General features: G+C 63.8%; 29 protein-coding genes. 17 read left to right on the top strand and 12 right to left on the bottom strand.

The window, feature by feature from the left end:
* Positions 1-148: 148 nt before the first annotated feature.
* Positions 149-1,048, bottom strand: a complete 900-nt coding sequence (locus FJ977_RS12495) for a LysR family transcriptional regulator (protein WP_140771795.1) — start codon at positions 1,046-1,048, stop codon at positions 149-151.
* 3 nt (positions 1,049-1,051) lie between these two features.
* Entirely contained in the window at positions 1,052-2,248 is a 1,197-nt protein-coding gene (locus FJ977_RS12490) for an amidase (RefSeq protein ID WP_140771794.1), read from the bottom strand.
* Positions 2,249-2,789: 541 nt separating this feature from the next.
* On the opposite strand from FJ977_RS12490, the gene odc2 reads away from it, so the two are divergent.
* Positions 2,790-3,923 carry an ornithine/lysine decarboxylase gene (odc2, locus tag FJ977_RS12485; protein WP_056578400.1) on the top strand — a complete coding sequence of 378 codons (1,134 nt, stop codon included), beginning with the start codon at positions 2,790-2,792 and terminating at the stop codon, positions 3,921-3,923.
* A gap of 152 nt (positions 3,924-4,075) precedes the next feature.
* Entirely contained in the window at positions 4,076-4,645 is a 570-nt protein-coding gene (locus tag FJ977_RS12480; RefSeq protein WP_140771793.1) for an N-acetyltransferase, read from the top strand.
* A gap of 86 nt (positions 4,646-4,731) precedes the next feature.
* Here FJ977_RS12480 and FJ977_RS12475 read toward each other — a convergent pair whose 3' ends face one another.
* The 4 genes from FJ977_RS12475 to FJ977_RS12460 form a co-directional block, all read right to left on the bottom strand.
* Positions 4,732-5,016, bottom strand: a complete 285-nt coding sequence (locus FJ977_RS12475) for an SCP2 sterol-binding domain-containing protein (RefSeq protein WP_013529756.1) — start codon at positions 5,014-5,016, stop codon at positions 4,732-4,734.
* Between the two features lie 194 nt (positions 5,017-5,210).
* Complete coding sequence (locus tag FJ977_RS12470) at positions 5,211-5,732, bottom strand: hypothetical protein (protein ID WP_140771792.1); 522 nt, start codon at positions 5,730-5,732, stop codon at positions 5,211-5,213.
* A 29-nt stretch (positions 5,733-5,761) separates the two neighbouring features.
* The gene (locus tag FJ977_RS12465; protein ID WP_140771791.1) at positions 5,762-6,187 is read right to left on the bottom strand and encodes a hypothetical protein; all 426 of its coding nucleotides are present in this window, start codon (positions 6,185-6,187) and stop codon (positions 5,762-5,764) included.
* Positions 6,188-6,200: 13 nt separating this feature from the next.
* Positions 6,201-6,770: a rod-binding protein gene (locus tag FJ977_RS12460; protein ID WP_181179797.1), complete on the bottom strand. Its 570-nt coding sequence runs from the start codon at positions 6,768-6,770 to the stop codon at positions 6,201-6,203.
* A 242-nt stretch (positions 6,771-7,012) separates the two neighbouring features.
* Between FJ977_RS12460 and FJ977_RS12455 the strand changes: the two genes are divergently transcribed.
* From FJ977_RS12455 to FJ977_RS12445, 3 genes are read left to right on the top strand one after another with little or no spacing between them, the layout of a single operon-like run.
* A complete protein-coding gene (locus FJ977_RS12455; protein ID WP_181179859.1) occupies positions 7,013-7,798 on the top strand; it encodes a DUF1295 domain-containing protein in 786 nt (261 codons plus the stop codon).
* Complete coding sequence (locus tag FJ977_RS12450) at positions 7,795-8,823, top strand: cyclopropane-fatty-acyl-phospholipid synthase family protein (protein WP_140771790.1); 1,029 nt, start codon at positions 7,795-7,797, stop codon at positions 8,821-8,823. The genes FJ977_RS12455 and FJ977_RS12450 overlap by 4 nt, the downstream gene beginning before the upstream one ends.
* Before the next feature lies 1 nt (position 8,824).
* Positions 8,825-9,409 carry a hypothetical protein gene (locus FJ977_RS12445; protein ID WP_246683036.1) on the top strand — a complete coding sequence of 195 codons (585 nt, stop codon included), beginning with the start codon at positions 8,825-8,827 and terminating at the stop codon, positions 9,407-9,409.
* 6 nt (positions 9,410-9,415) lie between these two features.
* Here FJ977_RS12445 and FJ977_RS12440 read toward each other — a convergent pair whose 3' ends face one another.
* Positions 9,416-9,826, bottom strand: coding sequence for a DUF2177 family protein (locus FJ977_RS12440; RefSeq protein ID WP_181179857.1), 411 nt, complete (start codon positions 9,824-9,826; stop codon positions 9,416-9,418).
* A 128-nt stretch (positions 9,827-9,954) separates the two neighbouring features.
* Here FJ977_RS12440 and FJ977_RS12435 point away from each other — a divergent pair, with 128 nt between their 5' ends.
* The 3 genes from FJ977_RS12435 (at position 9,955) to FJ977_RS12425 (ending at position 12,690) form a co-directional block, all read left to right on the top strand.
* Positions 9,955-10,338 carry a DUF2147 domain-containing protein gene (locus tag FJ977_RS12435; protein WP_246683029.1) on the top strand — a complete coding sequence of 128 codons (384 nt, stop codon included), beginning with the start codon at positions 9,955-9,957 and terminating at the stop codon, positions 10,336-10,338.
* Between the two features lie 155 nt (positions 10,339-10,493).
* Positions 10,494-11,840, top strand: a complete 1,347-nt coding sequence (locus tag FJ977_RS12430; protein WP_140771784.1) for an FAD-dependent oxidoreductase — start codon at positions 10,494-10,496, stop codon at positions 11,838-11,840.
* Between the two features lie 16 nt (positions 11,841-11,856).
* Entirely contained in the window at positions 11,857-12,690 is an 834-nt protein-coding gene (locus tag FJ977_RS12425) for a DUF1365 domain-containing protein (RefSeq protein ID WP_140771782.1), read from the top strand.
* Here FJ977_RS12425 and FJ977_RS12420 read toward each other — a convergent pair.
* The 4 genes from FJ977_RS12420 to flhA all read right to left on the bottom strand — a co-directional run bounded on the left by FJ977_RS12420 (position 12,687) and on the right by flhA (position 16,597).
* Entirely contained in the window at positions 12,687-13,292 is a 606-nt protein-coding gene (locus tag FJ977_RS12420) for a GNAT family N-acetyltransferase (protein ID WP_246683027.1), read from the bottom strand. The genes FJ977_RS12425 and FJ977_RS12420 overlap by 4 nt on opposite strands.
* An 83-nt stretch (positions 13,293-13,375) precedes the next feature.
* A complete protein-coding gene (locus FJ977_RS12415) occupies positions 13,376-13,759 on the bottom strand; it encodes a hypothetical protein (protein ID WP_140771780.1) in 384 nt (127 codons plus the stop codon).
* Between the two features lies 1 nt (position 13,760).
* Entirely contained in the window at positions 13,761-14,513 is a 753-nt protein-coding gene (gene fliR / locus FJ977_RS12410) for a flagellar biosynthetic protein FliR (protein WP_140771778.1), read from the bottom strand.
* Entirely contained in the window at positions 14,510-16,597 is a 2,088-nt protein-coding gene (gene flhA / locus FJ977_RS12405; RefSeq protein WP_140771776.1) for a flagellar biosynthesis protein FlhA, read from the bottom strand. Before flhA ends, fliR begins: the two co-directional genes overlap by 4 nt.
* A gap of 172 nt (positions 16,598-16,769) precedes the next feature.
* Between flhA and FJ977_RS12400 the strand changes: the two genes are divergently transcribed.
* Positions 16,770-17,069, top strand: a complete 300-nt coding sequence (locus FJ977_RS12400) for a putative quinol monooxygenase (protein WP_140771774.1) — start codon at positions 16,770-16,772, stop codon at positions 17,067-17,069.
* Positions 17,070-17,108: 39 nt separating this feature from the next.
* On the opposite strand, the gene FJ977_RS12395 is transcribed toward FJ977_RS12400, so the two are convergent.
* The gene (locus tag FJ977_RS12395) at positions 17,109-17,582 is read right to left on the bottom strand and encodes a MarR family transcriptional regulator (RefSeq protein ID WP_140771772.1); all 474 of its coding nucleotides are present in this window, start codon (positions 17,580-17,582) and stop codon (positions 17,109-17,111) included.
* A gap of 62 nt (positions 17,583-17,644) precedes the next feature.
* On the opposite strand from FJ977_RS12395, the gene FJ977_RS12390 reads away from it, so the two are divergent.
* The 8 genes from FJ977_RS12390 to FJ977_RS12355 all read left to right on the top strand — a co-directional run bounded on the left by FJ977_RS12390 (position 17,645) and on the right by FJ977_RS12355 (position 25,577).
* Entirely contained in the window at positions 17,645-18,373 is a 729-nt protein-coding gene (locus tag FJ977_RS12390) for an NAD(P)-dependent oxidoreductase (RefSeq protein ID WP_140771771.1), read from the top strand.
* Between the two features lie 16 nt (positions 18,374-18,389).
* Positions 18,390-18,902, top strand: a complete 513-nt coding sequence (locus FJ977_RS12385; RefSeq protein ID WP_140771769.1) for a cupin domain-containing protein — start codon at positions 18,390-18,392, stop codon at positions 18,900-18,902.
* A gap of 156 nt (positions 18,903-19,058) precedes the next feature.
* Entirely contained in the window at positions 19,059-20,840 is a 1,782-nt protein-coding gene (locus tag FJ977_RS12380; protein WP_140771767.1) for a chloride channel protein, read from the top strand.
* Positions 20,841-20,997: 157 nt separating this feature from the next.
* Complete coding sequence (locus FJ977_RS12375; RefSeq protein ID WP_140771765.1) at positions 20,998-21,657, top strand: XRE family transcriptional regulator; 660 nt, start codon at positions 20,998-21,000, stop codon at positions 21,655-21,657.
* A 39-nt stretch (positions 21,658-21,696) separates the two neighbouring features.
* Complete coding sequence (locus FJ977_RS12370) at positions 21,697-22,773, top strand: PotD/PotF family extracellular solute-binding protein (RefSeq protein ID WP_140771763.1); 1,077 nt, start codon at positions 21,697-21,699, stop codon at positions 22,771-22,773.
* A gap of 25 nt (positions 22,774-22,798) precedes the next feature.
* Complete coding sequence (locus FJ977_RS12365) at positions 22,799-23,668, top strand: ABC transporter permease (RefSeq protein WP_140771761.1); 870 nt, start codon at positions 22,799-22,801, stop codon at positions 23,666-23,668.
* Entirely contained in the window at positions 23,668-24,465 is a 798-nt protein-coding gene (locus tag FJ977_RS12360) for an ABC transporter permease (RefSeq protein ID WP_140771759.1), read from the top strand. The genes FJ977_RS12365 and FJ977_RS12360 overlap by 1 nt, the downstream gene beginning before the upstream one ends.
* A complete protein-coding gene (locus FJ977_RS12355; RefSeq protein WP_140771758.1) occupies positions 24,462-25,577 on the top strand; it encodes an ABC transporter ATP-binding protein in 1,116 nt (371 codons plus the stop codon). Before FJ977_RS12360 ends, FJ977_RS12355 begins: the two co-directional genes overlap by 4 nt.
* Positions 25,578-25,627 lie beyond the last annotated feature (50 nt).

Raw genomic sequence — 25,627 nt, 5'->3', positions numbered from 1 at the left:
CGACGACACGCACCAAGCCCAAAGCGTGTCACCCAAAAGTGCGCAGCGGTTTTGGGACGATGACACGCACCAAGCTCAAAGCGTGTCAGCCAAAAGTGCGCAGCGGTCTTTAGGTAACGACGGGTACGCAGCGAGAATTCGAGGCCGCTCACGCGATCTCACGCGTCCTGAACCACTGCACCAGGAAGTCGACGAAAACGCGGACCTTGGCCGGCAGATAGCGGCGGTGCGGGTAGACGGCGAAGATGCCGCCACCCGACAGGATTCGGTCATCGAGCGCCGTCACCAGCTGGCCGCTCTTGAGATCGGGAGCGGCGATGAAATCCGGCAGGATGCAAAAGCCAAGTCCGGAAATGGCGGCGGCCCGCGCCGCCATCGGGCTGTTGACCTCGATCGGACCCGACACCGCGACGCTCAGCTGATCGTTGTTGTCGCCCTTGAACGGCCAGTTGTTCAGCCCGCGGCCATTGGTGTCGACGATGCAGGGCATGTGGCCGAGATCCTGCGGCCGCGTCGGCATGCCATGCTTGGCGATCAGTTCGGGAGAGGCGCAGAGTTTTATCGAGAACGGCGCCAGCCGCCTGGCGATCAGCGACGAATTCTCCAGGCGCGAGATGCGCACCGCGAGGTCGAAGCCTTCCTCGACCAGGTCGACGAAGCGGTCGTCGAGCTGGATGTCGAGCACGATGTCGGGGTGCTGCTTGGCGAAGTCGATCAGTGACTGGCCGATCGGCGCGTCGGCGAAAGTGCGCGGCGCCGACAATTTGATCCTGCCGCGCACGTCGCCGGAGGATTCGCGCACGGCGTCCGCCAGGCTGTCGACCTCGCGCACGATCTCCGAGGCGCGCCGGTAGTAGGTGTGGCCGGCCTCGGTCATCGAGAACTGGCGCGTGGTGCGGTTGAGGAGCAGAGCGCCGAGCTCGTCTTCCAGTTCGCGCACATATTTCGACAGCAACGCCTTGGAGCGGCCGATCTTGCGCGCAGCCGCCGAAAAGCCCTCGGCCTCGACGACGTCGATGAAGGCGCGCATGCGGGTCAGTGTGTCCATGGTTCAGGCCCTTTTTGCTGCGTCGAGAAGTTTTCGGCCGAGCCGTATCAGGGCAACATCGCTGCCGGAAGGGCCAAGCAGCGACAGGCCGAACGGTGCGCCGGCGACAGAGCCGATGGGCAAGGTGATCTGTGGAAAGCCTGAGAGCCCGGCCAGGCACAGAAGATGCAGGGCTCGCTCGCGATAGGCCTGGAACTGCTCCGGTGTCGAGTCGACATAGGGCGCCGGGCCCGGCACTGTCGGCAGGATGAGGAAGCCGTCCTTGCCGAGCAGGGCGGTCAGTTCGCCGCGAAAGGTCAGCCGGCGCACCTTCTCGGCCTGCGCTGTCCGGTCGTCGACGGCGCGGCCGAAGCCGAAACGCTCCTCGACGCCAGGGCCAAGGTCGCGCTCGCCGCTGGTGATCCATTCGCCATGCACGCCCCAGGCTTCCTTGGCCTGCAGGCGGCGAAAGCACCAATAGAGTTCATCCGGGGAAGAAGAGAAGTACGTCGTCGGCGTCGCCAGCGCACCGAAAACCGCGCCCGCCAGTGCCTTCATCCTGGCATATTCGACGAGCGCGGGGCGCGCCACCATCTCGTCCAGCCAGGTGAGCGACAGCGGGCGGTCCAGCGAATGCTGGTGCGGGTCGCGGCCAAGCAGTAGTTTGCCGACGGTCTCATAGGTCTCGATGTCGTCGGCGAACCAGCCGAATGTGTCGAAGCTTGGCGCCAGCTTCATCGTGCCATCGAGCGAAATGCGGCCATGCGTGGTGCGCAGCCCGATCAGCCCGCAAAAACTCGCCGGCGCACGGATCGAGCCGCCGGTGTCGGAGCCGGTGGCAATGTCGGCCAGCCTGCCCGCCACCGCCGATGCCGACCCCGACGAGGAGCCGCCGGTGACGCGGTCGGGGGCCGCGGGATTCACCGGAAACGGAAAATGCGCGTTCTGGCCGAACAGCGCGAAGGCAAGCTCGTCGGTCTGGGTCTTGCCGGCGAAGCGCGCGCCGGCCTCGAGAATCGTCTGCACGGCGGGCGCCGTGCGCGAGGCGGCCTGGCCCTCGGCGAACTTCCGCAAATTGCCACAGCCGGTGCGGTAGCCGGCAACATCGTAGATGTCCTTGACGGCCAGCCGCAGGCCGGCGAGCGGGCCGAGTTCGGCGTGCGCCACCGGCATCTGGCGAAGATCGAGGAAGGCGTTGTAGGGGCCGTGCGTGCCTGTCATCGTTCGATATCCGGATACGGTTTTCCCAACATTGTTCGATGCCAGAAATTTTACAACCTGCGATACGATTTTTATTGATTGTGAAACCCTTCGCTCCTATATCGCGCTTGCCCAAAGTCGCACGTGCCTGTGGGTGTCCGCCGATCCTCGAATGGTGAGGGAAATCGGTAAGGTAACTGGAGCTAACCCCTCCAGTCGGTTTAGCGGCCAACCGCCAGACCGAGGACACCTTGAAGCAACGACGGTGCGGGCCTTTCTGGTTCTCTGCCGGTTGTCCAAAGACCGGGGTTACTGAAGAGGCACACCTTCATTGCCGGCAGTGCGGAACGGGGTTCTCCCAATCCAAGCCAAGGCAGACAAAGCGAACCGAAGCCGGGCAAGGCTAGGTTCATCGCCGCGAGACGGCGTTTCATGGTTCCGGGGTCTCCACCGGCTGGTTCCATGGAATTTTCGTCCCGCCTTTGTTTGACCGCGTGTTCGCGAGGCCGACAGCCCGCGTCCGCACCCTTGTGCGCGCCGAAAGGCGTGATGGAGAAACCCGATGGCTACTCAGCGCATCCTCGACTTCCTCGCCACCCGACGTCCGTCCGGCCCCTGCCTCGTCGTCGACCTCGATGTCGTGCGCGACAATTTCCGCGCCTTCGAGAAGGCGCTGCCCGATTCCAAGATCTACTATGCGGTGAAAGCAAACCCGGCGCCGGAAATCCTGCGCCTCCTTGCTGCGATGGGCTCGTCCTTCGACACCGCTTCCGTTGCCGAAGTCGAGATGGCGATGGACGCGGGTGCGCCCGCGGACCGCATCTCCTTCGGCAACACCATCAAGAAGGAGCGTGACATCGCACGCGCCTACCAGCTCGGCATCCGCCTGTTCGCGGTCGACTGCGTCGAGGAGGTCGAGAAGATCGCCCGCGTCGCTCCCGGCGCGCGCGTGTTCTGCCGTGTGCTGACCGACGGCGAAGGCGCCGAGTGGCCGCTGTCGCGCAAGTTCGGCTGCGTGCCTGCCATGGCCGTCGACGTGCTGCGTCATGCCAAGGGCCTTGGCCTCGATGCCTATGGCGTGTCGTTCCACGTCGGCTCGCAGCAGACCGACCTGACCGCCTGGGACCGCGCGCTGGCCGACGCCAAGAAGGTGTTCGCCACGCTCGCCGAGGAAGGCATCGTCTTGAAGATGGTCAATATGGGCGGCGGTTTCCCGACCCGTTACCTGAAGGACGTGCCGGTGGCACAGGCCTACGGCCAGGCGATCTTCTCGGCGCTGCGCAAGCATTTCGGCAACGCGCTGCCCGAGACCATCATCGAGCCGGGTCGCGGCATGGTCGGCAATGCCGGTGTCATCAAGTCGGAAGTCGTGCTGATCTCCAAGAAGGCGGACAATGACAATGTGCGCTGGGTGTTCCTCGACATCGGCAAATTCGGCGGCCTCGCCGAGACCATGGACGAAGCGATCCGCTATCCCCTCGTCACCCGCCATGACGGCTCGGAGACCGCGCCTTGCGTGCTCGCTGGCCCGACCTGCGATTCGGCCGATGTGATGTACGAGAAGACGCCATATCCGCTGCCCTTGTCGCTGACCATCGGCGACGAGGTGCTGATCGAGGGCACCGGCGCCTACACGACCACCTACTCGGCGGTCGCGTTCAACGGCTTCGAGCCTCTCCGATCCTACGTGATCTGACGGCGCTTTCTCAGCGCATTTTCGAACGGCGAACCGGTCACAACTTCGCCTGAAAATGCGCTGAGAGCCGTGCAGATCATCCCAGGTGGGCGCTTGTCGTCCACCCGGGTCTCGCTTGTGGAACAGATCTCCGCTCGCCAGGGATTGCGGAAATGGAAATGTCAGTTGAAATCGTAGCTCATGCGCCGGCCTTCATAATGGTCGCCGAAACCGTTGCCGATGTCGCGGCACGCGAAGCCTTGCTCGATCGTGCCATGGGGCCGATGCGGCGGAAAAAATCGTCGGAGAAGCTGCGGCGTGGCCGTCGGCCCTCGGAAGGCCTGGCCTTCGTCGCGCGCGATGCGTCGGGCGGCGTGGTCGGCACGGTGCGGCTGTGGGATGTCGCGCTGGGCGAAGGCGGTCCGTCAGCGCTGCTGCTTGGCCCGCTCGCCGTCGATCCGTCGCTCAAGAATGCAGGCATCGGCTCGGCGCTCATGCGGCATGCCGTGGCCGAAGCAGCGCGTCTCGGTCACGCGGCGATCCTGCTGGTTGGCGATGCGCCCTACTATGGACGTTTCGGCTTCTCGGCCGCCAGGACCGGTTCGCTCGCCATGCCGGGACCTTATGAGCGGCACCGCCTTCTGGCGCTGGAGCTGGTGGGCGGCGCGCTCGACGGCGCGCACGGCACGCTGAAGGCTTCCGGCCGCAAGCTGAAGGCGCCGGCGCCGACAATGGCGGCCTGAGCGCCAAGCCTGCTCAAAACAAAACGCCGCCTGAAAAAGGCGGCGTTTTTCGTGGGCCATGAGCCCATCGCTGCAATGGAGTCGGCTCAGCCAATCAACTGGCTGAGCGCCATGGCGACGGTCATGTCGCCTTCGACTTTGATCTTGCCGGTCATGAACGCCATGGTCGGGTTCAGATCACCGGCGATCAGCGAGTCGAGATCGTCGAGCGAGAGCTTGATGGTGCAGTCGGTCGGGGCATCGGTGTTCGAGACGGTCGCGCCGTCGATGACGATGACGCCGTCGCTGCCGGTGTCGAATTTCACGGAACGATCGAATCCGCTGCTGGCCACGCGCGACTTGATCTTCTCGGCAATCTCCTGAACGCTCACGCTGTTCTCCCTGTCTGGTTGCATCTGTCGCGCAGGGCATTTCGGTCCGGCTGAAGCCCACGCAGCACTTCGCGATCATGGTCGCTGGCGCATATAGCTTTGGATTGACGTTTACGTCAACGCGGATTGCGGAGACTGGTTCCTATCGCCGCACCGGGTGAAGTGTCGGGACCAGCCATGCCGGCCAGTGCCGCTCAATGCGCGCTGGCCGGCTTGGCCGCCTCGGGCGCCGTGGTGCCGGCATCCTGCCGGCGGCGCAGCCAGTTGTCGCGGATCTCGTCCTTGCTCAGGAAATTGACCTGGTCGATCAGAACCTCATGCACGAGGGTTGAGCCGACGCGGGTGTTGACGGTGTCGCGGATCGCGGCGCGGAAGGCGTCGAGGTCTATCGCCTCCTTCTTGCCGAAGTCGATCTGGGGGTGTGCGTAGAGATAGCTGTAGACCTCGTCGGTGATCAGCGCCTCGGCCGGAATCGACAGTTTCTTTATCTGCTCCGGCTCGACGGTGTAGACGAGCTTGGCCAGGAAGTAGCCGTCGATCCTCGAATCGTGGATCAGCGGCACCGAAATGATGTCGGTCTTGACGTAATCCAGCCCACCCAGCATCGGCTTGGGTTTCTCGCCGACGCCGCGGTCGCCCGCGGCCTGGAACGAATAGAAGACCGCGCCGAGCGTGGCGGCGCAGACCCAGACCGCGATGGCGATGACCTTTATCATTCGGAACTCGAGCCCGGCATGGCCTCGCTCTAGCCCTTCATCCGGCCGAACTCGCCGGCGGAGTAGGTGCCGTCGGTTTCGGCGCGCTGGATGGCGCTGCGCAACAGGTTGGCGACCTCGTTGACGGCGCTCAGATGCGCCAGGATCGCCGCCTCGTTCTTCACCAGTTTCTGGCGCAGCCGGGTCAGGCCCTCGCGGTGCTGTTCGAGGAACTCGGCTTCGCTGCCGCCCTTCATGGCGCGGGTCAGTTCGTAGAGATAGCGGCTCTTGCGGGCGTTGGAGGCCTTGAGGTCATAGCCGGTATCGCTGCGGATGCCGGCGGTCTCTTCCTCGACCACCTCCTCGATGCGGCCAATGATGGCGGCAAGATTTCCAGGCCGCGCGAACGGGATCGGAGCCTCCGGCGCGGTCGTGCGCGCTGGCAGGTTGGCGGTGAATTCGGAAGAGTCGGCCATGGTGTTTCCCAGTCTAGATCTTCGTGTCTGTTTTTATGGTTGTCTCGTCGCCGGTCATCGACCTTGCGGCCTTGCGCTGCAATTCCTGGACGAGCGAGGTGGACAGACGGGTTTGCTGATCGATCTCGGTCTTTTCCGGTCCATTTGAAACCGGGCCGATCGGCACCTTGCGCTTGCCGTCGAGATAGTGGTCGGCGAGCAGCGACTTGGCGATGCCGATGCCGCCGCGCTCGGCCATGACGTCGGCGACGCGCTCGGCCAGCTGCGATTTCCACATGTCGCCGGCAAGACCGGTGCCGTAGACGCCCTCGGTGTCCTTGGGCAGCATGTTCTGGATGAAGGTTTGCAGGACCATCGCCTCGAACTTCTTGAATTTCTTGGCCGGATCGGTTCCGGCCGCATGCTCGGCGGTGGCGCGCGACAGGATCGAGCCGGCATCGACCGACGCGGCGGTGTCGACCGAGAATGTGCCGGCAGCGCCGCCCGCACGCTTCGTCAGCGCGGCACGGGCAGCCTCGATGTCCGCTGGCTCCGCGGCTCGGGCGACATCCATAACGATGTCGCTGGGTGGAGAAATGGCCAAGAAGGTCCGCCTTTTTGCCAGGTTTCCTTGGCCAGACCATGCCTCAACAAGCTTGTGGCAGGCTTGCCGGTTTGCATTTTGCCGTTCGGCCGCGATGCGCGTCCGGCAAAACTGCAAGGGCGCGAGAAACTTGCCACCGTGTCGACCCGTAACTCACCCAACAGATCACAGTGATCGTGCAGGGCCATATTGTGACGTTTGCAATCTTGTTTATCGGTGTCGGCATTTGCGTTTTTCTCGCCATGTCGGTCGCCTGGGTGGTTGCGATTAGAAGCGGCAAGTCCGGCTGGGTGGATGCGATCTGGTCGTTTGCGGTGGGCGCCGCCGGCATCGCAATGGCGATTGTTCCATTGCCCGGCTGGCAGCACGCGTCGACAAGGCCGGCGATCGTCGCCCTGCTCGCGGCGATCTGGTCGATCCGGCTTGGCCTGCATATAGTCGTCAGGACCCTGAACGGTGGTGACGATCCGCGTTACGCGCAACTGCGCAGCGAATGGGGTGGGGATTTTCCGCGCCGGCTGTTCTGGTTTCTGCAAGTGCAGGCCGGTGCTGCCTTGCTGCTCTCACTCTCGATCTTCGCAGCCGCCCGCAATCCGGTACCGCAACTGAAAATCGGCGACTGGCTAGGCATCGTCATTTTGGTGATTGCCATCCTTGGCGAAGGCGTGGCCGACCGTCAGCTCGCACGGTTTCGCGAAAACCCGGCCAACAAAGGGAAAGTCTGCGACGCCGGGCTTTGGGGACTTTCGCGCCATCCCAACTACTTCTTCGAGTGGTTCGGCTGGCTGGCCTATGTCGTGATCGCACTGGATTTGACCGGCGCCTACGCATGGGGCTGGGTGGCAGTGTCCGGCCCGCTCTTCATGTACTGGCTCCTGGTCCATGTGTCCGGCATCCCGCCGCTCGAAGCGCACATGCTGAAATCACGTGGCGACACGTTCCGTGCCTATCAGGCGCGCGTCAACGCATTCTGGCCAGGTCCGCCCCGCCATACCTCTCCACAAACTTCGAAAGGTCAGCCGTCATGAGCCTCATCGCATCCGCCATACGCACGGTCGAACGCAACCGGTTTCCTGACCCCGTGACCCGGACGGGGATTGATTTTCTGGTCGGACGCACCCGCCGAAACCTGCTGGAGAGCCCCGCCAAGCATGAGCAGGCCTTCGTCCATGCCATGGCCGATCATCCGATTGCCGAGCACACAGACGCTGCCAACGAGCAGCATTACGAATTGCCGCCGGCTTTCTTTGGCCTGGTTCTCGGGCCGCGGCGCAAGTACTCCTCATGCCTCTACCAGCGTGGTGACGAGACCTTGGCGCAGGCCGAGCTGCTTGCGCTGGAGGAGACTGTCGCGCACGCTGGTCTGGCCGATGGCCAGGACATCCTGGAACTCGGCTGCGGCTGGGGTTCGCTGACGCTGTTCATGGGCGAGCGTTTTCCTTCTGCCAGGATCACCGCGGTGTCCAACTCGGCACCGCAAAGGGCATATATCGAAGCGCAGGCACGGGAGAAGGGCTTCGCCAACATCCGCGTCATAACCGCCGACATGAACAGCTTTCATCCGAACGGCATATTCGACCGGATCGTTTCGGTCGAGATGTTCGAGCATATGTCGAATTGGCAAAAGCTGCTCGAACGCGTGCATTCCTGGCTGACGCGGGAAGGGCGGCTCTTCATCCATGTCTTCACCCACAAGAGCCGGTCCTACCGTTTCGACCATCGCGACAAGTCCGACTGGATCGCGCAGCACTTCTTCACGGGCGGCATCATGCCGAGCCACGAACTGATCCGGCATTTTCCAGCACTGTTCGAGGTCGAGCAGGAATGGCGATGGAATGGGCGCAACTACCAGCGCACCGCAAACCAGTGGCTTGCCAATCTCGACACCAACCTGCCCGAGATCGACCGCATCCTTGCTCAGGTCTACGGCAAGGACGCCTTGATCTGGCGCCGGCGCTGGCGTCTGTTCTTCCTCGCGACCGCCGGGTTGTTCGGACATGCGAACGGCGAGGAATGGGGCGTCAGCCACTATCGCCTGCGGGCGGCCAGGTAGGTTGGCAACGCCGGTCCGATCGGGAGTGCTGGGGGCAGGCTGGCAGGCGGCGAAGGCCTACTTCGCCAATGACGATCCTCTCGTTGCCACCGTCAATCTGGTCGCGCTTGTCGTGCTGTGGAACCAGCCCTTCTATCCGCTCTATGTCTACTGGGCGGTCGGTCCCGATATTGCGCCGACCTTCTACACATTCATCTCGACGCCGTTCTTCCTCGCGGTGCCGGCTGTTGGGCGCATCAACGCCCGGGCCGGCCGTGCGCTGCTGCCGCTCGCCGGGATAGGCAATACGGTGCTGAGCGCCAAGGTGTTCGGCGTCGCCTCTGGCGTGGAGGTTTTTCTGCTCCCTTGCGTGCTGCTCGGCTTCGTGCTGTTCCGACCGAGTGAACGGATCATTGCGATCGCCATAGCGATCGTCGGTATGCTGGCCTTCACGGTCCTGCATGGGCGCTACGGCGCACCCATCCACCTCTATTCGATCGAGGAATATGCGGGTTTTCTGAAAATGAACGCACTTAGCGCCGGCACGCTTACAGCCTTCATCGGTCTTCTCGTGATGAACCTGATTGGCCTCTCGGCCAAGCACTGACGGCCGCTACGCCGTTCGCGACAGAGCACTGCAGACGAGAAACCCCGCTGTTGCCGCGATCGCGGTGAGCACGGTTCCCCAAAAGATATCCGCGATGGTGACCGCGACGGGCCAGTTCCTCAGCGTTGCCTGGTTGGTCAGATCGTAGGTGGCGTAGGCGCAGAAGCCGAACACAGCGCCGTGCACCGCCGCGGTCGCCCACGATCCGGTCTGCAAGGCTGGCTGCACCGCGAAATAGACCGCGCCGCCGATGTAGATGATGTAGAAAAGTGCTGCCGCCTTGACGTCGAAACTGTCGAGCAGGATCGGCCCCAGCAACGGCTTGTAAAGCCGGCTGGCCATCACCGACAGCCAGACGGCGTCGACACACAGGAACACGATCGCCGTCGTCAGATAGGCGATGCCGTAGGTCTTGATCATTTTCGCTCCCGAATTCGCGTTGGCTGTCGTTCAGCAACGGTTTTTATCGGCGATAGTTTCGAGGGGACGAAACTCACTCTGCCTGTCGACCGTACCTTCGCAAACAGATGACAGGGTGAGTGATGATGAACCGACTGGCAGCGGCGGCAGTTCTGGTATTTTGCGTCCCGCTCTGCGGATCGGCGTTTGCGGCATCGGCGCCTGACCCCAGCGGCACGTGGAATCGCGGTGATGGCAATGCGAAGGTCCGGATCGCTCCATGCGGCTCGAACATCTGCGCGACCAATGTCTGGATCAGGGATACCAGCGGCGGCGAAGCCGTAGGCGACAGGCTTGTGATGACGCTGCGGCCGAAGTCCGCCGACACGCTGGCCGGCAAGGCCTTCGATGCAAAACGCGCGCTGACCTATGCGATCCAGCTCAAGGTGGCCGGGCAGAGGCTGGTCACGCGTGGCTGCGTTGCTGGCGGGCTGGTTTGCAAGTCGGTCAACTGGTCTCGCGCCCGCTGATCTTGCGAGCGACCGGTTCAGTTCGGCACCTCTTCACCTCGCGATGAAATAGCTCGACCTCACAGTGAAACTCACGCCGCATCCTCCCGTATCTACAAAGTTACCTCCGGGCGCTGCCAGTGCCTTACAGGATTGATTTCCAACAAGGATTCTCGATGAACATCGTGCCTATCAGTCGTGGTCGTCCGGACGGCAAGAAGAAAATCGCTGTCATCGGTTCAGGGATTTCCGGCGCTGCCGCCGCATGGGCTTTGCATGCGAGCGCAGACGTTACTCTTTACGAGGCATCCCACCGCGCCGGCGGCCATACAGCCACAGTCGACATCGACTATGACGGCACACCGATTTCGGTCGACACCGGCTTCATCGTCTACAATGAGCTGGCCTATCCGGATCTGACCGCGCTGTTTTCGCATCTTGGCGTGGCCACGCATGAGAGCGACATGGGCTTTTCGCTTTCGCTCGACGGTGGCAAACTCGAATGGTGCGGCTCGACGCTGCGCACCATATTCGCCCAGAAGCGCAATGTCTTTTCGCCCGGCTTCCTGTGGATGCTGCGCGAAATCCTGCGCTTCAACAAGGCGTGCATCGCCGAGCGCGACTCCGGCACCTTGGGCAACGTCTCGATCGGAGATTATCTTCGCACCCGCGGCTTCTCCGCGGGTTTTCGCGACAATTATCTCATGCCGATGGCGGCGGCGATCTGGTCGACTCCGCGCGCCAAAATGCTGGACTATCCGGCCGCAAGCTTCATCAGCTTCTTCGAGAACCATCGGTTGATCGACAATGATACGCGGCCGATGTGGCGCACGGTGAGCGGCGGTTCCCGCAACTACCTGCAAAAACTCTTGGCGCCCCTCGGGTCGGCTTTGCGCCTGTCATCGCCGGTCAAGACGATGGTGCGCGATGCGTTCGGCATTACTGTCTGGGCCGGCAATGACACGCCGGAGCGCTTCGACAATGTCATCATTGCCGGCCACAGCGACCAGGCACTTGCCATGCTCGGCGATGTGTCGAGCGTCGAAGAATCGATCCTGTCAGCCATACCGTATCGGCCCAACCGGGTCGTACTGCACAGAGATCCGCGCCTGATGCCGAAGCGGCGGGCCGCCTGGGCGGCCTGGAATTATCTGCGCTGCTCTTGTGACAGTGCAGAACCGGAGGTGTCGGTCACCTACTGGATGAACCGCCTGCAAGGGATCGATGCCGCAAAGCCGCTCTTCGTTTCACTCAATCCGGTCGTCGAGCCGCGGCCGGAACTGGTCTTCGGCGAATGGATGTTCGACCATCCCCAATACGATGCTCGCGCCTTGTCCGCGCAAGCCCGCCTCGATGACATACAGGGCGCGCGCGGCACCTATTTCGCCGGTGCATGGACCGGCCACGGCTTTCATGAAGACGGTTTACGGTCGGGCCTTAACGCGGCGATTGCGCTTGGTGCTGAAGTGCCGTGGCGGCGCGGCGTGGAGGCTTCGCCCAAGGCGCTCATGGCTGCGGAATAAAGGCCTTTTGCGAGCTATGGAGCAACGCGTCACCACCCTGGAGCAAAATGGTCCGCCGCCACTGGCGGCGGGCGTGCTCTATCCGGGTGAGGTCATGCATGCCCGGCTGAAGCCGTTCGGCCACCGCTTTGTCTATCGCGTGTTCTCATTGCTGGTCGACATAGACAGGCTACCCGAACTAGACCGCATGACATGGCTGCTGGGGGTCAATCGGCCCTGCCCAGCCTCTTTCCGTGAGAGTGACCACGTCGGGATCCCAGGCGAAAGCCTTCGGGTTTTCGCCGACAGGCTGCTTGCCGATGCAGGCCTTGGCAAGCCGGCGGCGCGTGTGTTGTTGCTCGCCTATCCCCGCATCTTCGGCTACGTCTTCAATCCGATCTCGGTCTATTTCTGCTACGACGAGGCCGGCGCGCTGATCGCCTTGATCTATGCCGTGCGCAATACCTTCGGCGGGCGGCATTTCTACGTCGCGCCGATCATGTGCGGCGAACTCGGCCCCGGAGGGGTGCGCCAGACAAGAGCAAGGCTCTTTCACGTCTCGCCCTTCATCGGCATGGATGCGCGCTATCATTTTCGCATCCTGCCGCCCGGCAGGACGGTCAGGCTTCGCATCCATGAGACTGAAAATGGCGAGCCATTGCTGTCGGCGACCTTTGCCGGAAGCGCGCGCCCGCTTGCCACGCTGAACCTTTGCGCATGCCTGATCAAGTTTCCGCTGATGACCTTGAAAATCATTTTCGGCATTCACTGGGAGGCACTGAAATTGTGGCTGAAAGGCGCACGGTTTCATCCGAGCCCTGAAACCCCGAAGGTTGCCGAGCCGCAAGCGGATGTTTCGTTGCGGACCTAGACCGCCCGCAGTGAACATCCGTTGCCTGCGTCGAGCGCAAAACGTTCGCAGCGCTCGCCGTCGGACTCATCGATGAAGCTCTCGATATGTTTGAAGCCGAGCTTCGCCAATATTCGCAGCGACGCGAAATTGCGCGTCGCCGCCTCTGCCGTCACCTGTTCGAGCTCCAGGGTTTCAAAGGCGTAGCGCAGCACTTCGCGCGCCGCCTCGCTGCCCAGTCCGTGCCCCCAATGCGCACGCGCCAGCACAAATCCTAATGCGGCTGCCCTGGCGCCGGTTGCGTCGAAGGACAGGGTTATCGTTCCGATCGCGTCCGATACTCCTGTTTGGTCCATGGACCACTGGATCGCCTTGCCGTCGGCGAACCGCTGACGCGAATGGGCGAACCATCGCTCGCCCGCGTCTATGTCGTCGGGAACGGGATCGCCGGCCAGCGAGGCGGATTCGACATCCGTCGCGCGCGCGAACCATGCCGGGATATCGCTTTCGCTCGGCGCCCGAAGCACGAGCCTTGGTGTCGTGAGCCTGGGAAATCGGACTGCTTCCATGGGGGCATTTTTGACCTGAGTCCGCGCCGATGCAACGGCGCCGGCAGACCGCACCGGTGGAAATGCGAAACGCAACCTTGCTCGACGAACCAGGACGGTTGCCCGGGGACAATCGGGTCCTCGCCAAATTCCCTCAGCTACTCCTCGCCCCGCTTCTGCGCGATCAAATCAAGCCGCTCGCGGTCGGAGCGTTCGCGTTCGTCGCGGTTGCGCACATCCTTGTAGGCGCGCTCGACCATATTGGTGCGCGCATTTGCCGTGGCGATAAGGCCGACCTCCTGCCTGGCGCTCTCCAGGCTCTTCTCTTGGCGTAGCACCGCCTTCGCGATGCGGCGATGATAGAGATCGGGGAACAGGCCGGAGAGGGAATTGTCCTGGTCGAAATGGCCGATCAATTCCCTGGCCTCGGCCTCGGCGGCGTTTGCCGCGGCAAGGAAGGTGGCGTGGCGGGTCTCGTGCAGCGCCTTCAGCTGCTCCTGCACCTTGACCAGTTTCCGCAGGCGGTCCTTGCGCGTGCTCATGTCACCTCGCCAGAGTCAGGTCGACGAAGCCGTCGACGAACAGCGACAGCATGGTGCCGACGGCGAAATAGAAGATGATCATGCCGCCGGCGATGACGAAGGGCTGTGAGATGAAGTAGATCGGGATCTGCGGGGTCAGCTTGTTGACGAAGCCGATCGTCAGATTGACCAGAATGGCATAGGCGACAAACGGGCTGCCGAGGCGGATGACCAGGAAGAAGGTATCCGACACAGTGTCGGTGATGTCGACGAGCGCCGCCTGGGGGTTGAAGAAGACGTTGACCGGCGCGACCGTATAGGATGCCACCAGCGCGCGCACGATCTCGTGGTCGAAATCGAAGACGAACAGCATCAGCAGCGCCGAGAACGAGATGATCGCGGCAAGGGCGGCCTGCGGTTCCGGTTCCTCGATCGCCGGTCCGCCCGAGCCGCCATAGCCGATCAGCATGGCGATGGCCGAGCCCATGAAGCGCAGCGCCTCCATGTAGAGCCTGGTCATGGCACCGATCAGCCCGCCGACCAGAAGTTCCGAGATGATCATCGGCACCAGGATCTGCGGGCGCGGATCGACGAAGGGAATGATGCGGTCCCACAGGAAGGCGAGCAGGCCGCCAGTGGCAGCGACCGCCACGAACAGCCGGACCTGGACCGGCACGCGGGCGCTGGACAGGCCCGGCATCAGCATGAAGCAGGCGCCGATGCGGCAGAAGGCCAGGAACGCCGCGATGACGACGCTCTGCGAGAGAACGCTCACGATATGGTTCCGAGCACCTTGATCTCGACGCCCTTGGCGATTTCGACGTGAGAGAGCACCGGCAGCGTGGTGAACAGGCGTTCGATGATCATGCGCACATAGGGGCGGGCGTCCGGGGCGGTGACAAGGACGAAGCGCTCGCCGGCCTCGAGGAATTTCTTGATCGCCTTGGTGGCGTCCTGGCCGAATTCCTCGAGCTGGCGCGGATCGATGTCGAACTCGCGCACCTCGCCCTTGGCGTCGCGCTTGAGGCTTTGGTGGAAGGCGAGGTCCCAGCGGTTGCCGAGGCGCAGCACCTTGAGCACGCCGCCTTCCGAAAGGTCGCCGCAGATCTGCTGCGCCATGCGGATGCGCACATGTTCGACGATCTGCTCGGTGCGGCGCACATGCGGCGCGATCTCGGCGATGGCCTCGATGATCAGGTGCAGGTTGCGGATCGAGACGCGCTCGGCGAGCAGCAGCTTCAGCACCGCCTGCAGGCCGGGATAGGAGATGTGCGTGGTGCAGATCTCATCGGCGAGCTTGCGGTACTCCTGGTCCTGGCGTTCGAGCAGGGCCTTCATGTCCTTGTAGGACAGGAGCTGCGGCAGGTTGTTGCGGATGACTTCGGAAAGATGCGTGAGCAGCACCGACATGTTGTCGGCGAAGGTGTAGTTCTCGCGCTTCAAGTCCTCGGCGAAGGTTTCCATGACGGAATAGGCGCGCATGCCGAAGGCCGGCTCGCGGATTTCCTCGCCGGGTATTTCGGGCACGTCGCGGCTGCCGAGCAGCACCATGATCTCACCGACGCGCATCGAATATTCGGCCACCACCGTGCCGTGCACCTTGATCTGGTAGCTCTTCGGCGGGATGGCGAAGTCGTCGGCAACGCGCACTTCCGGCACGACGAAGCCGTATTGCTGGGCGAATTTCTTGCGCATCTTGGCCATGCGGAAGACCAGCTCCTGATGCGAGACCAGGAGGCGGGTCGACAGCTGCTTGCCGATCAGCAGTTCGATCTCGGCGGTGGCGAGCGAAGCCTTGACCGAGTTCTTCTCTTCCTCGGCCTTGGACACTTTCTCCTGGGCCTTCAGTGCTTCGGCCTCGGCGACTGCCCGGTTGGCGCGCAGCGGAATGATGTAGCCGAGGCCGGCCATGCCGCCAGCCAGCGCGAAGAATGGAAACAGCGGCAGGCCGGGCATCAGGCCGAGCAGCACCAGCAGCGCCGCCGCGACGTAAAGCGCGCGCGGATGGGCGCCCAGCTGGCCGAACACGGCCTGGTTGGTCGAGCCACGGGTGCCGCCCTTGGAAACCAGCAGGCCGGCGGCGAGCGAGACAATCAGCGCCGGAATCTGGGTGACCAGGCCGTCGCCGACCGACAGCTTGATGAACACGTCGGCGGCCTCGCCCATGCCCATGCCGTGCCTGATGTAGCCGATGGCGATGCCGCCGACGATGTTGATGGCGGTGATGATGAGGCCGGCGATGGCGTCGCCGCGCACGAATTTCGAGGCGCCGTCCATCGAGCCGAAGAAGGAGGATTCCTCTTCCAGTTCGCGGCGGCGCAACTGCGCGGTCTTGTCGTCGATCATGCCGGCGGAGAGATCGGCGTCGATCGACATCTGCTTGCCGGGGATGGCGTCGAGGGTGAAGCGGGCGCCGACCTCGGCGATACGCGTGGCACCCTTGGTGATGACGATGAAGTTCACCACGATCAGGATCATGAAGACGATGAGGCCGATGACGAAGTCGCTGGCCATCACCAGCTTGGAGAAACCGGCAATCACGTATCCTGCGGCGTGCGTGCCCTCATTGCCATGCGACAGGATCATGCGCGTGGTGGCGATGTTGAGCGATAGCCTGAGCATCGTGGCGATCAGCAGCACGGTCGGGAACGAGGAGAAATCGAGCGGCCGCTGGATCCACAGCGCGACCATCAGGATCAGCACCGAAAGCGCGATCGAGAAGGCGAGGCCGATGTCGATGAGGAAGGCGGGGATCGGCAGGAACAGCACGGCCAGGATGATGACGATGCCGAGCGCGAAGAAGATGTCGCGGCCGTTCTTGGCCACCGCGCCGGGCTGGATGCTTTCGCTGATCGCCATTTAAGTCCTCGAACCATAGGCTGCCGCGCATACGACAGCCCGGCGAGGGTAGCTGGCCAAGCTTGCGCGAGGGTGGGAGACCTTGTTTTATGCATGTCGTCTTCCCAAAACCGCGGCCACTTTCGGGCGACATGCAGTAGGCGGATAGACTATCTCGCAAGAAGGAAAGCCCATGCTGCTGATCATCGGCACGATCCGTCTGCCGCCCAACAGGTTCGAGGAGGCAAGGTCCGCGATGGAGCGCATGATCTCGGGCAGCCGTGCCGAGACTGGCTGTCTCGAATACTCCTATGCGCGGGATGTGCTCGACGCCGGGCTGATCCGGGTGACCGAGGTGTGGCGCGACAAGGCGGCGCTCGATGCACATTTCCGCTCGCCGCATATCGCCGAGTGGCGTTCGAGCTGGCCGGCGCTTGGCATAGGCGAGCGCAACCTCGTGCTCTACGAAGCCGGTGAGCCGATGACAACCTGATCGGCCGCCGCTCGACAATCGTCAGCCGCCGGCAAACGATCAGGGCACGGATGTGTCAGCCGTGGCGACGCCGACCAGCCAGCGCCTGACGGCTCTTTCTTCCTCGGACGACAGGCCTTCGGTCAGTTCGCGCTCGATGGCATGCACCCGCTCGCGGCATTCCCGCAGCAGCGCCTGTCCGCTGTCGCTGAGCTCGATATGCTGGATGCGGCCATGGACGGCATGCGGCCTGCGCACCAGCGAACCGGCCCGTTCGAGATTGGCGACGATGACGCTGAGCGTTTGCGGGGTGAGCAGCGCCAACCGGGCCAGATCGGCGTTGGAGAGGCCGGGATAGGCGCCAAGCATGGTCAGCGTGGCAAATTGCGGCTGCGTCACGCCGAAATCGGCCAGTGCCCTGTCGACCCTCAGCCGATGCGCGCCGGCGGCCTGCCGCAGGAGATAGCCGAGATAGCCTTCCTCGCCGCGCTTGCCTTCGCCCGGAGCCGGAACTGTCGGATTTGCCTTGCGCATGATATCAGAGCTCTTATATGTTATTCGTGTGCTGATACTACGACGATGTGGAGTTCATGACGATGGGGCATCGAATTTTCCTTGCCGGCGCTTCTGGCGCCATCGGGCAGCGGCTGATCCCGCAGCTCCTGGCCGCCGGCCATCACGTGACGGGTACCACGCGCAGTCCTGACAAGGCTGCGACATTGCGTGCCCTCGGCGTCGAACCGGTGATCGTGGATGTCTTCGATGCCGAGGCCCTGTCGCGCTGCATGCTTGCCGCCCGGCCGGACATCGTCGTCCATCAGATGACGGACCTGCCGCCGGGGCTGGATCCGAGCCGGATGGGCGATGCGGTTGTTCGCAATGCCCGCATCCGCGAGGAGGGCACCCGCAATCTGGTCACGGCGGCCGCCGCGTCCGGCGCCCGGCGCATGGTCGCTCAAAGCATCGCCTGGGCCTATGCGCCGGGACCGGAGCCGCATGGCGAAGCCGACCCGCTGGACGGCGGGGCGAGCGGCAGTCGCGGCATCAGCGTCGGTGGCGTCATCGCCTTGGAAAAGGCTGTTCTCAACGCACCATTCGCCGGCGTCGTCCTGCGATATGGCCAGCTCTATGGACCGGGAACGGGAACCGATGCGGCTACCGGCGCCTCGCCTGTGCATGTCGATGCTGCTGCCCATGCGGCGCTGCTCGCACTCGAAAAGGGCGCGCCTGGCGTCTTCAACGTGGCGGAACCCAACCAGGCTGTCTCGACGCAAAGGGCGGTCGAGGAGCTGGGTTGGCGTGCTGATTTCCGTTTGCCCGCCTGAATGCGGAGATATCGAGATGATCGGCAATCAAGCTCGTCCGCGCGCCGGCCAATTTGTCATCGCGGCCAGCGCTGTCGGGGTTTTGTTCGCGCTCGCGGCAAAGTGGGCCGGCCCCGGTTTCACAGGCATCGTGCCGAAAGGCATGGAAATGCATGTGCAGATGGCAAATGCCGATGTGAACGGTGTTGCCGGGGCGCGGCCAAAGACGGTCGTCACGCCGATCTCCTGCGAAAAGCTGCCAAACGTGCCGGGCAAGTCGATCACCACGGTGATCGTGGCATTTCCACCAAACGGTTTCACGCCTCGTCACCGGCATCCGGGCTCGGTCAGCGCCTTCGTCCTGAAGGGCACGCTGCGCTCGCAGCTCGAAGGCAGCCCGGCCGCAGTCTTCACCAAGGGACAGACATGGTTCGAGCCACCCGGCGCGGTCCATCTCTTCGCCGAGAATGCCAGCACCACCGAGCCCGCCGAACTCTTGGCGACCTTCGTCGCCGATGACGATTGCGGGCCGCTGACCATACCGGACTGACCGCGGAGCCGGCTGCCTCGCGATCAGAAGGCTGCAAGACGAAATCAGCTGGTTTCACGGCCACAATGGCGCCTTTGATGTCGCCATTGTGGTTGTCATGTCGTGCCGCCCGGCGTATCAGGCGGTTCTGCCTTTTGATGTCGGCGAGCCGCCCCGGTGCTTTCCAGAAACCACAGCGAAGTCTACGCCCGCCGGCTGCGCGCGGTGCTTCTGAGATCCATTCCTCTGCTCGAGGCGCGCGGCATTGCCGTGGTCATCCTCGCCGGCGTCGTCGGCGTCATGGCGGGCATACTGGTCACCGCGATGAGCCAGATCGTGCAGGATTTGCACGGGCTCCTGTTCGGCGTCCAACCCGGCGGCCGGCTGTCCGGCATGTTCTCGCTCGCCAATCCGGTTCAGGCGCTGATACCGGCGATCGGCGGCGCGCTGCTCGGGTTGACGGTGATCTGGCTGCGATTGCGTAAATTCCGCACTCCGGTCGATCCGATCGAGGCCAACGCGCTCTATGGCGGGCGCATGTCGCTGACCGACACGTTCATCATCGCCGGCCAGACCATGATCTCCAGCGGCTTCGGCGCGTCGGTCGGACTGGAAGCTGGCTACACGCAGGTCGGCTCTGGCCTGGCATCGCGGCTGGCGCGCATCTTCAGGCTGCGCCGCAACGATGTCCGCGTCCTCGTCGGCTGCGGCGCGGCCGGCGCCATCGCCGCCGCCTTCGATGCGCCGCTGACCGGTGCCTTCTATGGCTTCGAGCTGGTCATCGGCATCTACTCGGTCGCCAATGTCGCGCCGGTCATGACGGCCGCGATCTGCGCTTCGCTGACGGCTGAAATGTTCGGCGGCGTGCCGTTTCCGCTCGAGCTTTCGGGACTGCCGCAACTCACCGCCAGCCAGTACGTGCCGTTCCTGCTGCTCGGGCTGCTCGGCGGCGCCGCTTCGATTGCCATCATGCAGCTGGTGACGCTGATCGAACGCGCTTTCAACAGGCTGTCGGTCGATGCCTCGCTGCGCCCCGTCATCGGCGGCGTCATCGTCGGCCTCCTGGGGCTGATCACGCCGCAGGTCCTGTCCAGCGGCCACGGCGCGCTGCATCGCGAGTTCGCCATGAACTATGGTTTGACCGTGGTGGCCAGCGTCTTCGTGCTGAAATTGGCGGCGTCGGCGATCTCGCTTGGTTCGGGCTTTCGCGGCGGCCTGTTCTTTGCGTCGCTGTTCCTCGGTGCGCTGCTCGGCAAGGCATTCGCCGGCGTGATGGCACTGGTTTCGCCGGCGACCGGCATCGACCCCTCGGTCGCCGCCGTCGTCGGCATGACCTCGCTTGCCGTCGGTGTCGTCGGCGGTCCGCTGACGATGACCTTCCTGGCGCTGGAATCGACCCGTGACCTGACACTGACCGGCGTCGTGCTGGCGGCCTCGATCATGGCGGCGATCCTGGTGCGCGAGACATTCGGCTATTCGTTCTCGACATGGCGCTTCCATCTGCGCGGCGAGACGATCCGCAGCGCCCACGATGTCGGCTGGATGCGCAGCCTCACCGTCGGCTCGATGATGCGCAAGGACATCAAGACCATCGATGCCTCGACGACACTGGCCGCCTTCCGCAAGCAGATTCCGCTCGGATCCGGCCAGCGCGTCATCGCCGTCGACCCGGGCGATCAATATGTCGGCGTGCTGATCGTGGCCGAACTGCACAGCGATCCCTCCGGCGGCGACGTGCCGGTACGCGATCTTGCCCAGTACAAGGATGCGGTTCTGGTGCCCAGCATGAACGTGCAGGCCGCCGCCGAGACGTTCCAGCGCGCCGGCGCCGAGGAACTGGCCGTCGTCGAGGATTTCACCGACCACATCGTGCTCGGGCTGCTGACCGAGGGACACCTCATGCGGCGCTATGCCGAGGAGCTCGAAAAGGCGCGTCGGGACCTGTCCGGCGAGGGGTAGGCTCCCTACGCGTTCCGACGGTCGCGGCTTACTTCAGCCTATAGATCATCCCAGCTTGCAAGCCTGGCCCAGCTATTGCCGAGGTCCTGGCGCCACGCGTGGCTTGCCAGTTGTGCAGTGGTACTGTACACATTGTTAAGTGAAGCGAGGAGACAGCATGCGCAAGGCCTCTGGCGCGGCTTCGGTAAAGACGGGCGACGCGCCCGCCGCGACCCATGCACATGAAGTGCTGGGCATGCGCCTCAAGAGCCTTCGCCTCGCCCGCAGGTTGTCATTGCGGGAGCTTGCGGAGGCGACTGGAACCAGCGCCAGTTTCATCAGCCAGCTCGAACGCGGCCTGACCGGGGCCAGCACCGCATCGCTCAACCAGATGGCTTCGGCGCTTGGCGTCAGCGTCGCCATGTTGTTCGAGGAAAGCGCGGCGCAAAACCATGGCGTCCTGAGACGAAGCGAGCGGCCGAGCCTGCCGCCCAGCGACGGCTGCCGCAAGATGCTGTTGTCGCGCCCGCCGCTGAGCGACATGGAAGTCTATGTCGGCGAATTCGACATTGGCGGTTCGACCGGACCCGATCGCTACACTCATGGCGACGCCCACGAGATGCTCGTCGTGCTGCGCGGGATCGTCGAGGTCTCGCTGGGTGAGGCGCGCCACGTGCTCGAGGAGGGCGACAGCATCGAATACACGACGTCGACACCGCATCGCTCAGAGAACATCGGCAGTGGCCGAGCCGAAGTGATGTGGATCATCGCGCCGCCGACCTCGGCGCGCGCCGAACTCGAACAATATACGGCCTGGAAACCGCTCGCGGCCAGGTAGTCCGATCAAAACGCGGGCATGAATGGGAGAGTTAGTGTGATGTTTAAATCGAGATTTGCAGGCCTTGGCGCCATTCTGGCGCTTGGCGTTGTGGCCGGCGCGGCCTTTGCGCAGGACAAGCCGGTGGCCGGCGAGGTGAAGGAAGGCTCGCTCAAGGGCAAGACCCTGACGCTCGTTTCCTATGGCGGCATCTACCAGGACGGCCAGGCGGCGGCGCTGAAGGAATTCGCCGACAAGTCCGGCGTCAAGCTGCTCAATGACGGCCCGACCGAGATCGCCAAGTTGCAGGCGCAGGTCGAGTCCGGCAACGTCACCTGGGACGTTGTCGATACCGACGACCTGCCGCCTTACGTGTATTGCGGCAAGCTGTTCCAGAAGCTGGATCTGACCAAGCTCGACGTCTCGAAAATCCCGGAAGGTCAGGTCGGCGAATGCTCGGTGCCGGCGATGAACTACGGCGTCGTGCTGATGTACAACACCGAGAAGTACAAGGATAATCCACCCAAGAGCTGGGCCGACTTCTTCGACACGGCAAAGTTTCCGGGCGTGCGCGGAATCGACGGCTCCGGCAGCCCGACCGGCGGCTTGCTCGAACAGGCGTTCAAGGTTGCCGGCGGCGACCCGAAGGCAATGACGGTGGCCGATATCGACAAGGCCATCGACGTGGTCCGCAAGCTCGGCCCCGACACGATTTTCTGGAAGACGGGTGCCGAATCGCAGCAGCTCGCCGAATCCGGCGAAGCCGATATGCTGATGATGTGGACCGGCCGCGCCATGACCGCGGTCAAGAACGGCGCCAAATATGCGCCCGCCTGGCAGGATTGGCTGGTGGTGATGGACCAGATGACGATCCCGGTCGGCGTCAAGGACACGGACGCGTCCTATGCGCTGCTCAATGCCTATCTCGGCAAGCATGCCCAGGAGGTCCTGGCGGAACAGACGTCCTATACGCCGATCAACAGCGACGCGCAGCCCAAGGTCGACGCTTCCGTTGCCGCCTTCCTGACCAATACTCCGGACCGCCAGAAGCAGGGCTACAAGCAGAACTTCAAGTTCTGGGTCCCGAATTTCGCGGTGGCGCAGGAGAAGTGGTCGGCGCTGATGGCCGGCAACTGACCGGCTGACCAAGAAGGCAAGGCCCGTGAGCGCGCACGAACCGACGACGCCATCCGCCCCGAAACGGGCCGGATGGGCATGGCGGCCGTTCGCGCTCACGCTGCCGGCGCTGGTGTTGCTTGCCGCGGTGATAGGTTATCCGCTGCTCACCATCGTGCTGCGCAGCCTGTCGGAACCGCAATGGGGCGTGCAGAATTACGCCTGGTTCTTCGGCGCGCCCATCAATCTCACGGTGCTACAGCGCACTTTCACCATCTCGGCCTGGGTGACGATCGTCTGCGTGATCTGCGCTTACCCTTACGCCTATCTGATGACCGCCGTCGGGCCGCGCGTGCGGCTCGTCCTGGTGCTCTGCGTGCTGATCCCGTTCTGGGTAAGCGGCGTCGTGCGCACGCTCTCCTGGGTGATCCTTCTGCAGGATTCGGGCGTCATCAATTCGCTGCTGCGCGCGGCCGGTTTTGACGGCATCCGGCTGATCCGTACCCAGACCGGCGTGGTGATCGGCATGGCGCAAGTGCTTCTGCCCTTCATGATCCTGCCGCTCTACTCGGTGATGAAGGGCATCGACCTCAGGCTGATGCGGGCTGCGCAAAGCCTCGGTGCGCGACCTTCGCGTGCGTTCTTTACCGTCTACCTGCCGCTGTCGCTGCCCGGCGTCTATGCCGGCGCGATCATCGTGTTCATCCTGGCCCTGGGCTTCTACATCACGCCGGCGCTGCTCGGCGGGCCGCGCTCGACCATGCTGTCGACGCTGGTGCAGACCCAGGTGCTCAGCCTGCTGCAATGGGGCCGCGGCGGCGCCATGGGCGTGGTGCTGCTCGTCACCACGTTCGTGCTTCTGGCGCTCGCTGCACCCGTTATGCGCTCGCGGTACCGGGAAGCAGGACGGAGCTGATGGAGATGAAGCCGCTCACCCGCGTGATCCTCGGCCTCGTCTGCCTGCTGATGGCGATATGGCTTGTCGCGCCGACGCTGGTCGTGGTGCCGATGTCGTTCAACGAGAACAAGTCTCTTGCCTTCCCGCCGCAAGGCTTCTCCTGGCAGTGGTACCAGAACTTCTTCACCAATCCGGACTGGTCGTCGAGCTTCCTCAACTCGTTGAAGGTCGCCTCCGTGGTGGCGGTGCTGGCCACGGTGCTTGGCACGCTCGCGGCCTTCGGCCTCGATCGCATGAAGGCAGGGCCCGCCAACCTGTTGCGGATGCTGATGCTGACGCCGATGGTGGTGCCGGGCGTGGTGCTGGCCATCGGCATCTACGCCGTCTATCTCGACACCCATCTCGTCGGCACGCTGCTGGGCTTCGTGCTTGCCCACACCATCCTTGCACTTCCCTTCGTGCTGATCGCGGTTTCCGCCAGTCTCGAAGTGTTCGACAGGCGCCTCGAGACGGCGGCGGCAAGCCTCGGCGCGGGAGCGCTGACCGCGTTTCGCACGGTGACGCTGCCGCTGATCCTGCCCGGCATGCTGTCCGGCCTGCTCTTCGCCTTCGCCACCTCTTTCGACGAGATCGTCGTGTCGCTGTTCATCACCAACCCCTATCTCAAGACCTTGCCCGTGCAGATATTCTCCTCCATCACCCGCGACGCCGACCCGACGGTTGCCGCCGTCGGCACGATCCTGCTTTTGGCCACCACGATCCTGATCGGCGGCGGCATGTTTCTTCTTGGCCACGAGCGGAAAGGACGCCCATGAAGCCGGGACAGGAGAGCAAGGGCGCGGCGATCGATCTCGAATCGATCAGCAAGGCCTATGGCGGCTTCAAGGCGCTGGATGGCGTTTCGCTGCGGATCGAGCCCGGCGAGTTCATGACGCTGCTTGGCCCGAGCGGTTCCGGCAAGACCACGACGCTGAACGTCGTGGCCGGCTTTACCGACGTGACCAGTGGCAAGCTGCAGGTCGGCGGCAAGAGCGTAGTCGGCGTGCCGGCGCACAAGCGCAACATCGGCGTTGTCTTCCAGCACTACGCGCTTTTCCCGCATATGAGCGTCGGCCGCAACGTGGCCTATCCGCTGACGCTGCGTGGCGTCGACCCGGCGGAGCGAAAGGCGCGCGTGGCAAGAGCGCTGGACATGGTCAAGATGGGCGACTTCGCGCATCGTTACCCCAGCGAGCTGTCGGGCGGCCAGCAGCAGCGCGTGGCGCTGGCCCGCGCGATCGTCTTCGATCCGCCGCTGCTTTTGATGGACGAGCCGCTCGGCGCGCTCGACAAGAAGCTGCGCGAATGGCTGCAGCTCGAGATCAAGCGCATCCATCGCGAGCTCGGCACCACCTTCGTCTACGTGACGCACGACCAGGAGGAGGCGCTGGTCCTGTCGGACCGCATCGCCGTGTTCAATCGCGGACGGATCGAGCAGGTCGGCACCGGCCGCGAGCTCTACGACGAACCGACGACGCTGTTCGTCGGCCGCTTCATCGGCGATTCCACGGTGCTGCGCGGAGAGCCGCGAAGCGACGGCGCGAGCACGGCGCTGACCATCGCCGGCGAGACGGTGACAGCGCCGCGGCGGATGGCGGGCGAAGCCCGTCCGGTCATGTTGCTGCGTCCAGAAAAACTCGCCATCCGTCGGCCAGGCCAGAGCGCTGCGGGCACCACCAACCGGCTGCCGGGGACGATCGCGGAAGCCATCTATCTCGGTTCGGGATCGAAATATGAAGTCAGGCTCGCCGACGGCTCCACGGCGATCGTGCGCTCGCCGCTGACCGGCGACAGTTTTGGCCTGGGCGAGAAGGTGGAGCTTTGCTTCGACGGTGCCGATGCCAAGCTTCTGGCCGATGACAGCACCGCCGACGCGACGCTGACCTGATCATCTTTTTGTTTTAACGCAATTCCGGACGGGAAACCGCTTCACACTTT

The sequence above is a fragment of the Mesorhizobium sp. B2-1-3A genome (assembly GCF_006442655.1).
In the GTDB taxonomy this organism is placed as follows: Bacteria; Pseudomonadota; Alphaproteobacteria; order Rhizobiales; family Rhizobiaceae; genus Mesorhizobium.
This window is presented reverse-complemented; position numbering and strand designations above follow the sequence as displayed.

Coding starts and splice junctions, on each gene's coding strand:
- FJ977_RS12425 (WP_140771782.1), top strand. CDS start 11,857: ATGGAGCAACGCGTCACCACCCTGGAGCAAAATGGTCCGCCGCCACTG.
- FJ977_RS12480 (WP_140771793.1), top strand. CDS start 4,076: ATGGAAATGTCAGTTGAAATCGTAGCTCATGCGCCGGCCTTCATAATG.
- FJ977_RS12435 (WP_246683029.1), top strand. CDS start 9,955: ATGAACCGACTGGCAGCGGCGGCAGTTCTGGTATTTTGCGTCCCGCTC.
- FJ977_RS12490 (WP_140771794.1), bottom strand. CDS start 2,248: ATGACAGGCACGCACGGCCCCTACAACGCCTTCCTCGATCTTCGCCAG.
- FJ977_RS12465 (WP_140771791.1), bottom strand. CDS start 6,187: ATGGCCGACTCTTCCGAATTCACCGCCAACCTGCCAGCGCGCACGACC.
- FJ977_RS12455 (WP_181179859.1), top strand. CDS start 7,013: ATGTCGGTCGCCTGGGTGGTTGCGATTAGAAGCGGCAAGTCCGGCTGG.
- FJ977_RS12470 (WP_140771792.1), bottom strand. CDS start 5,732: ATGATAAAGGTCATCGCCATCGCGGTCTGGGTCTGCGCCGCCACGCTC.
- FJ977_RS12415 (WP_140771780.1), bottom strand. CDS start 13,759: ATGAGCACGCGCAAGGACCGCCTGCGGAAACTGGTCAAGGTGCAGGAG.
- FJ977_RS12390 (WP_140771771.1), top strand. CDS start 17,645: ATGGGGCATCGAATTTTCCTTGCCGGCGCTTCTGGCGCCATCGGGCAG.
- FJ977_RS12495 (WP_140771795.1), bottom strand. CDS start 1,048: ATGGACACACTGACCCGCATGCGCGCCTTCATCGACGTCGTCGAGGCC.
- odc2 (WP_056578400.1), top strand. CDS start 2,790: ATGGCTACTCAGCGCATCCTCGACTTCCTCGCCACCCGACGTCCGTCC.
- FJ977_RS12370 (WP_140771763.1), top strand. CDS start 21,697: ATGTTTAAATCGAGATTTGCAGGCCTTGGCGCCATTCTGGCGCTTGGC.
- FJ977_RS12375 (WP_140771765.1), top strand. CDS start 20,998: ATGCGCAAGGCCTCTGGCGCGGCTTCGGTAAAGACGGGCGACGCGCCC.
- FJ977_RS12360 (WP_140771759.1), top strand. CDS start 23,668: ATGGAGATGAAGCCGCTCACCCGCGTGATCCTCGGCCTCGTCTGCCTG.
- FJ977_RS12395 (WP_140771772.1), bottom strand. CDS start 17,582: ATGCGCAAGGCAAATCCGACAGTTCCGGCTCCGGGCGAAGGCAAGCGC.
- FJ977_RS12450 (WP_140771790.1), top strand. CDS start 7,795: ATGAGCCTCATCGCATCCGCCATACGCACGGTCGAACGCAACCGGTTT.
- FJ977_RS12355 (WP_140771758.1), top strand. CDS start 24,462: ATGAAGCCGGGACAGGAGAGCAAGGGCGCGGCGATCGATCTCGAATCG.
- FJ977_RS12430 (WP_140771784.1), top strand. CDS start 10,494: ATGAACATCGTGCCTATCAGTCGTGGTCGTCCGGACGGCAAGAAGAAA.
- FJ977_RS12385 (WP_140771769.1), top strand. CDS start 18,390: ATGATCGGCAATCAAGCTCGTCCGCGCGCCGGCCAATTTGTCATCGCG.
- flhA (WP_140771776.1), bottom strand. CDS start 16,597: ATGGCGATCAGCGAAAGCATCCAGCCCGGCGCGGTGGCCAAGAACGGC.
- FJ977_RS12400 (WP_140771774.1), top strand. CDS start 16,770: ATGCTGCTGATCATCGGCACGATCCGTCTGCCGCCCAACAGGTTCGAG.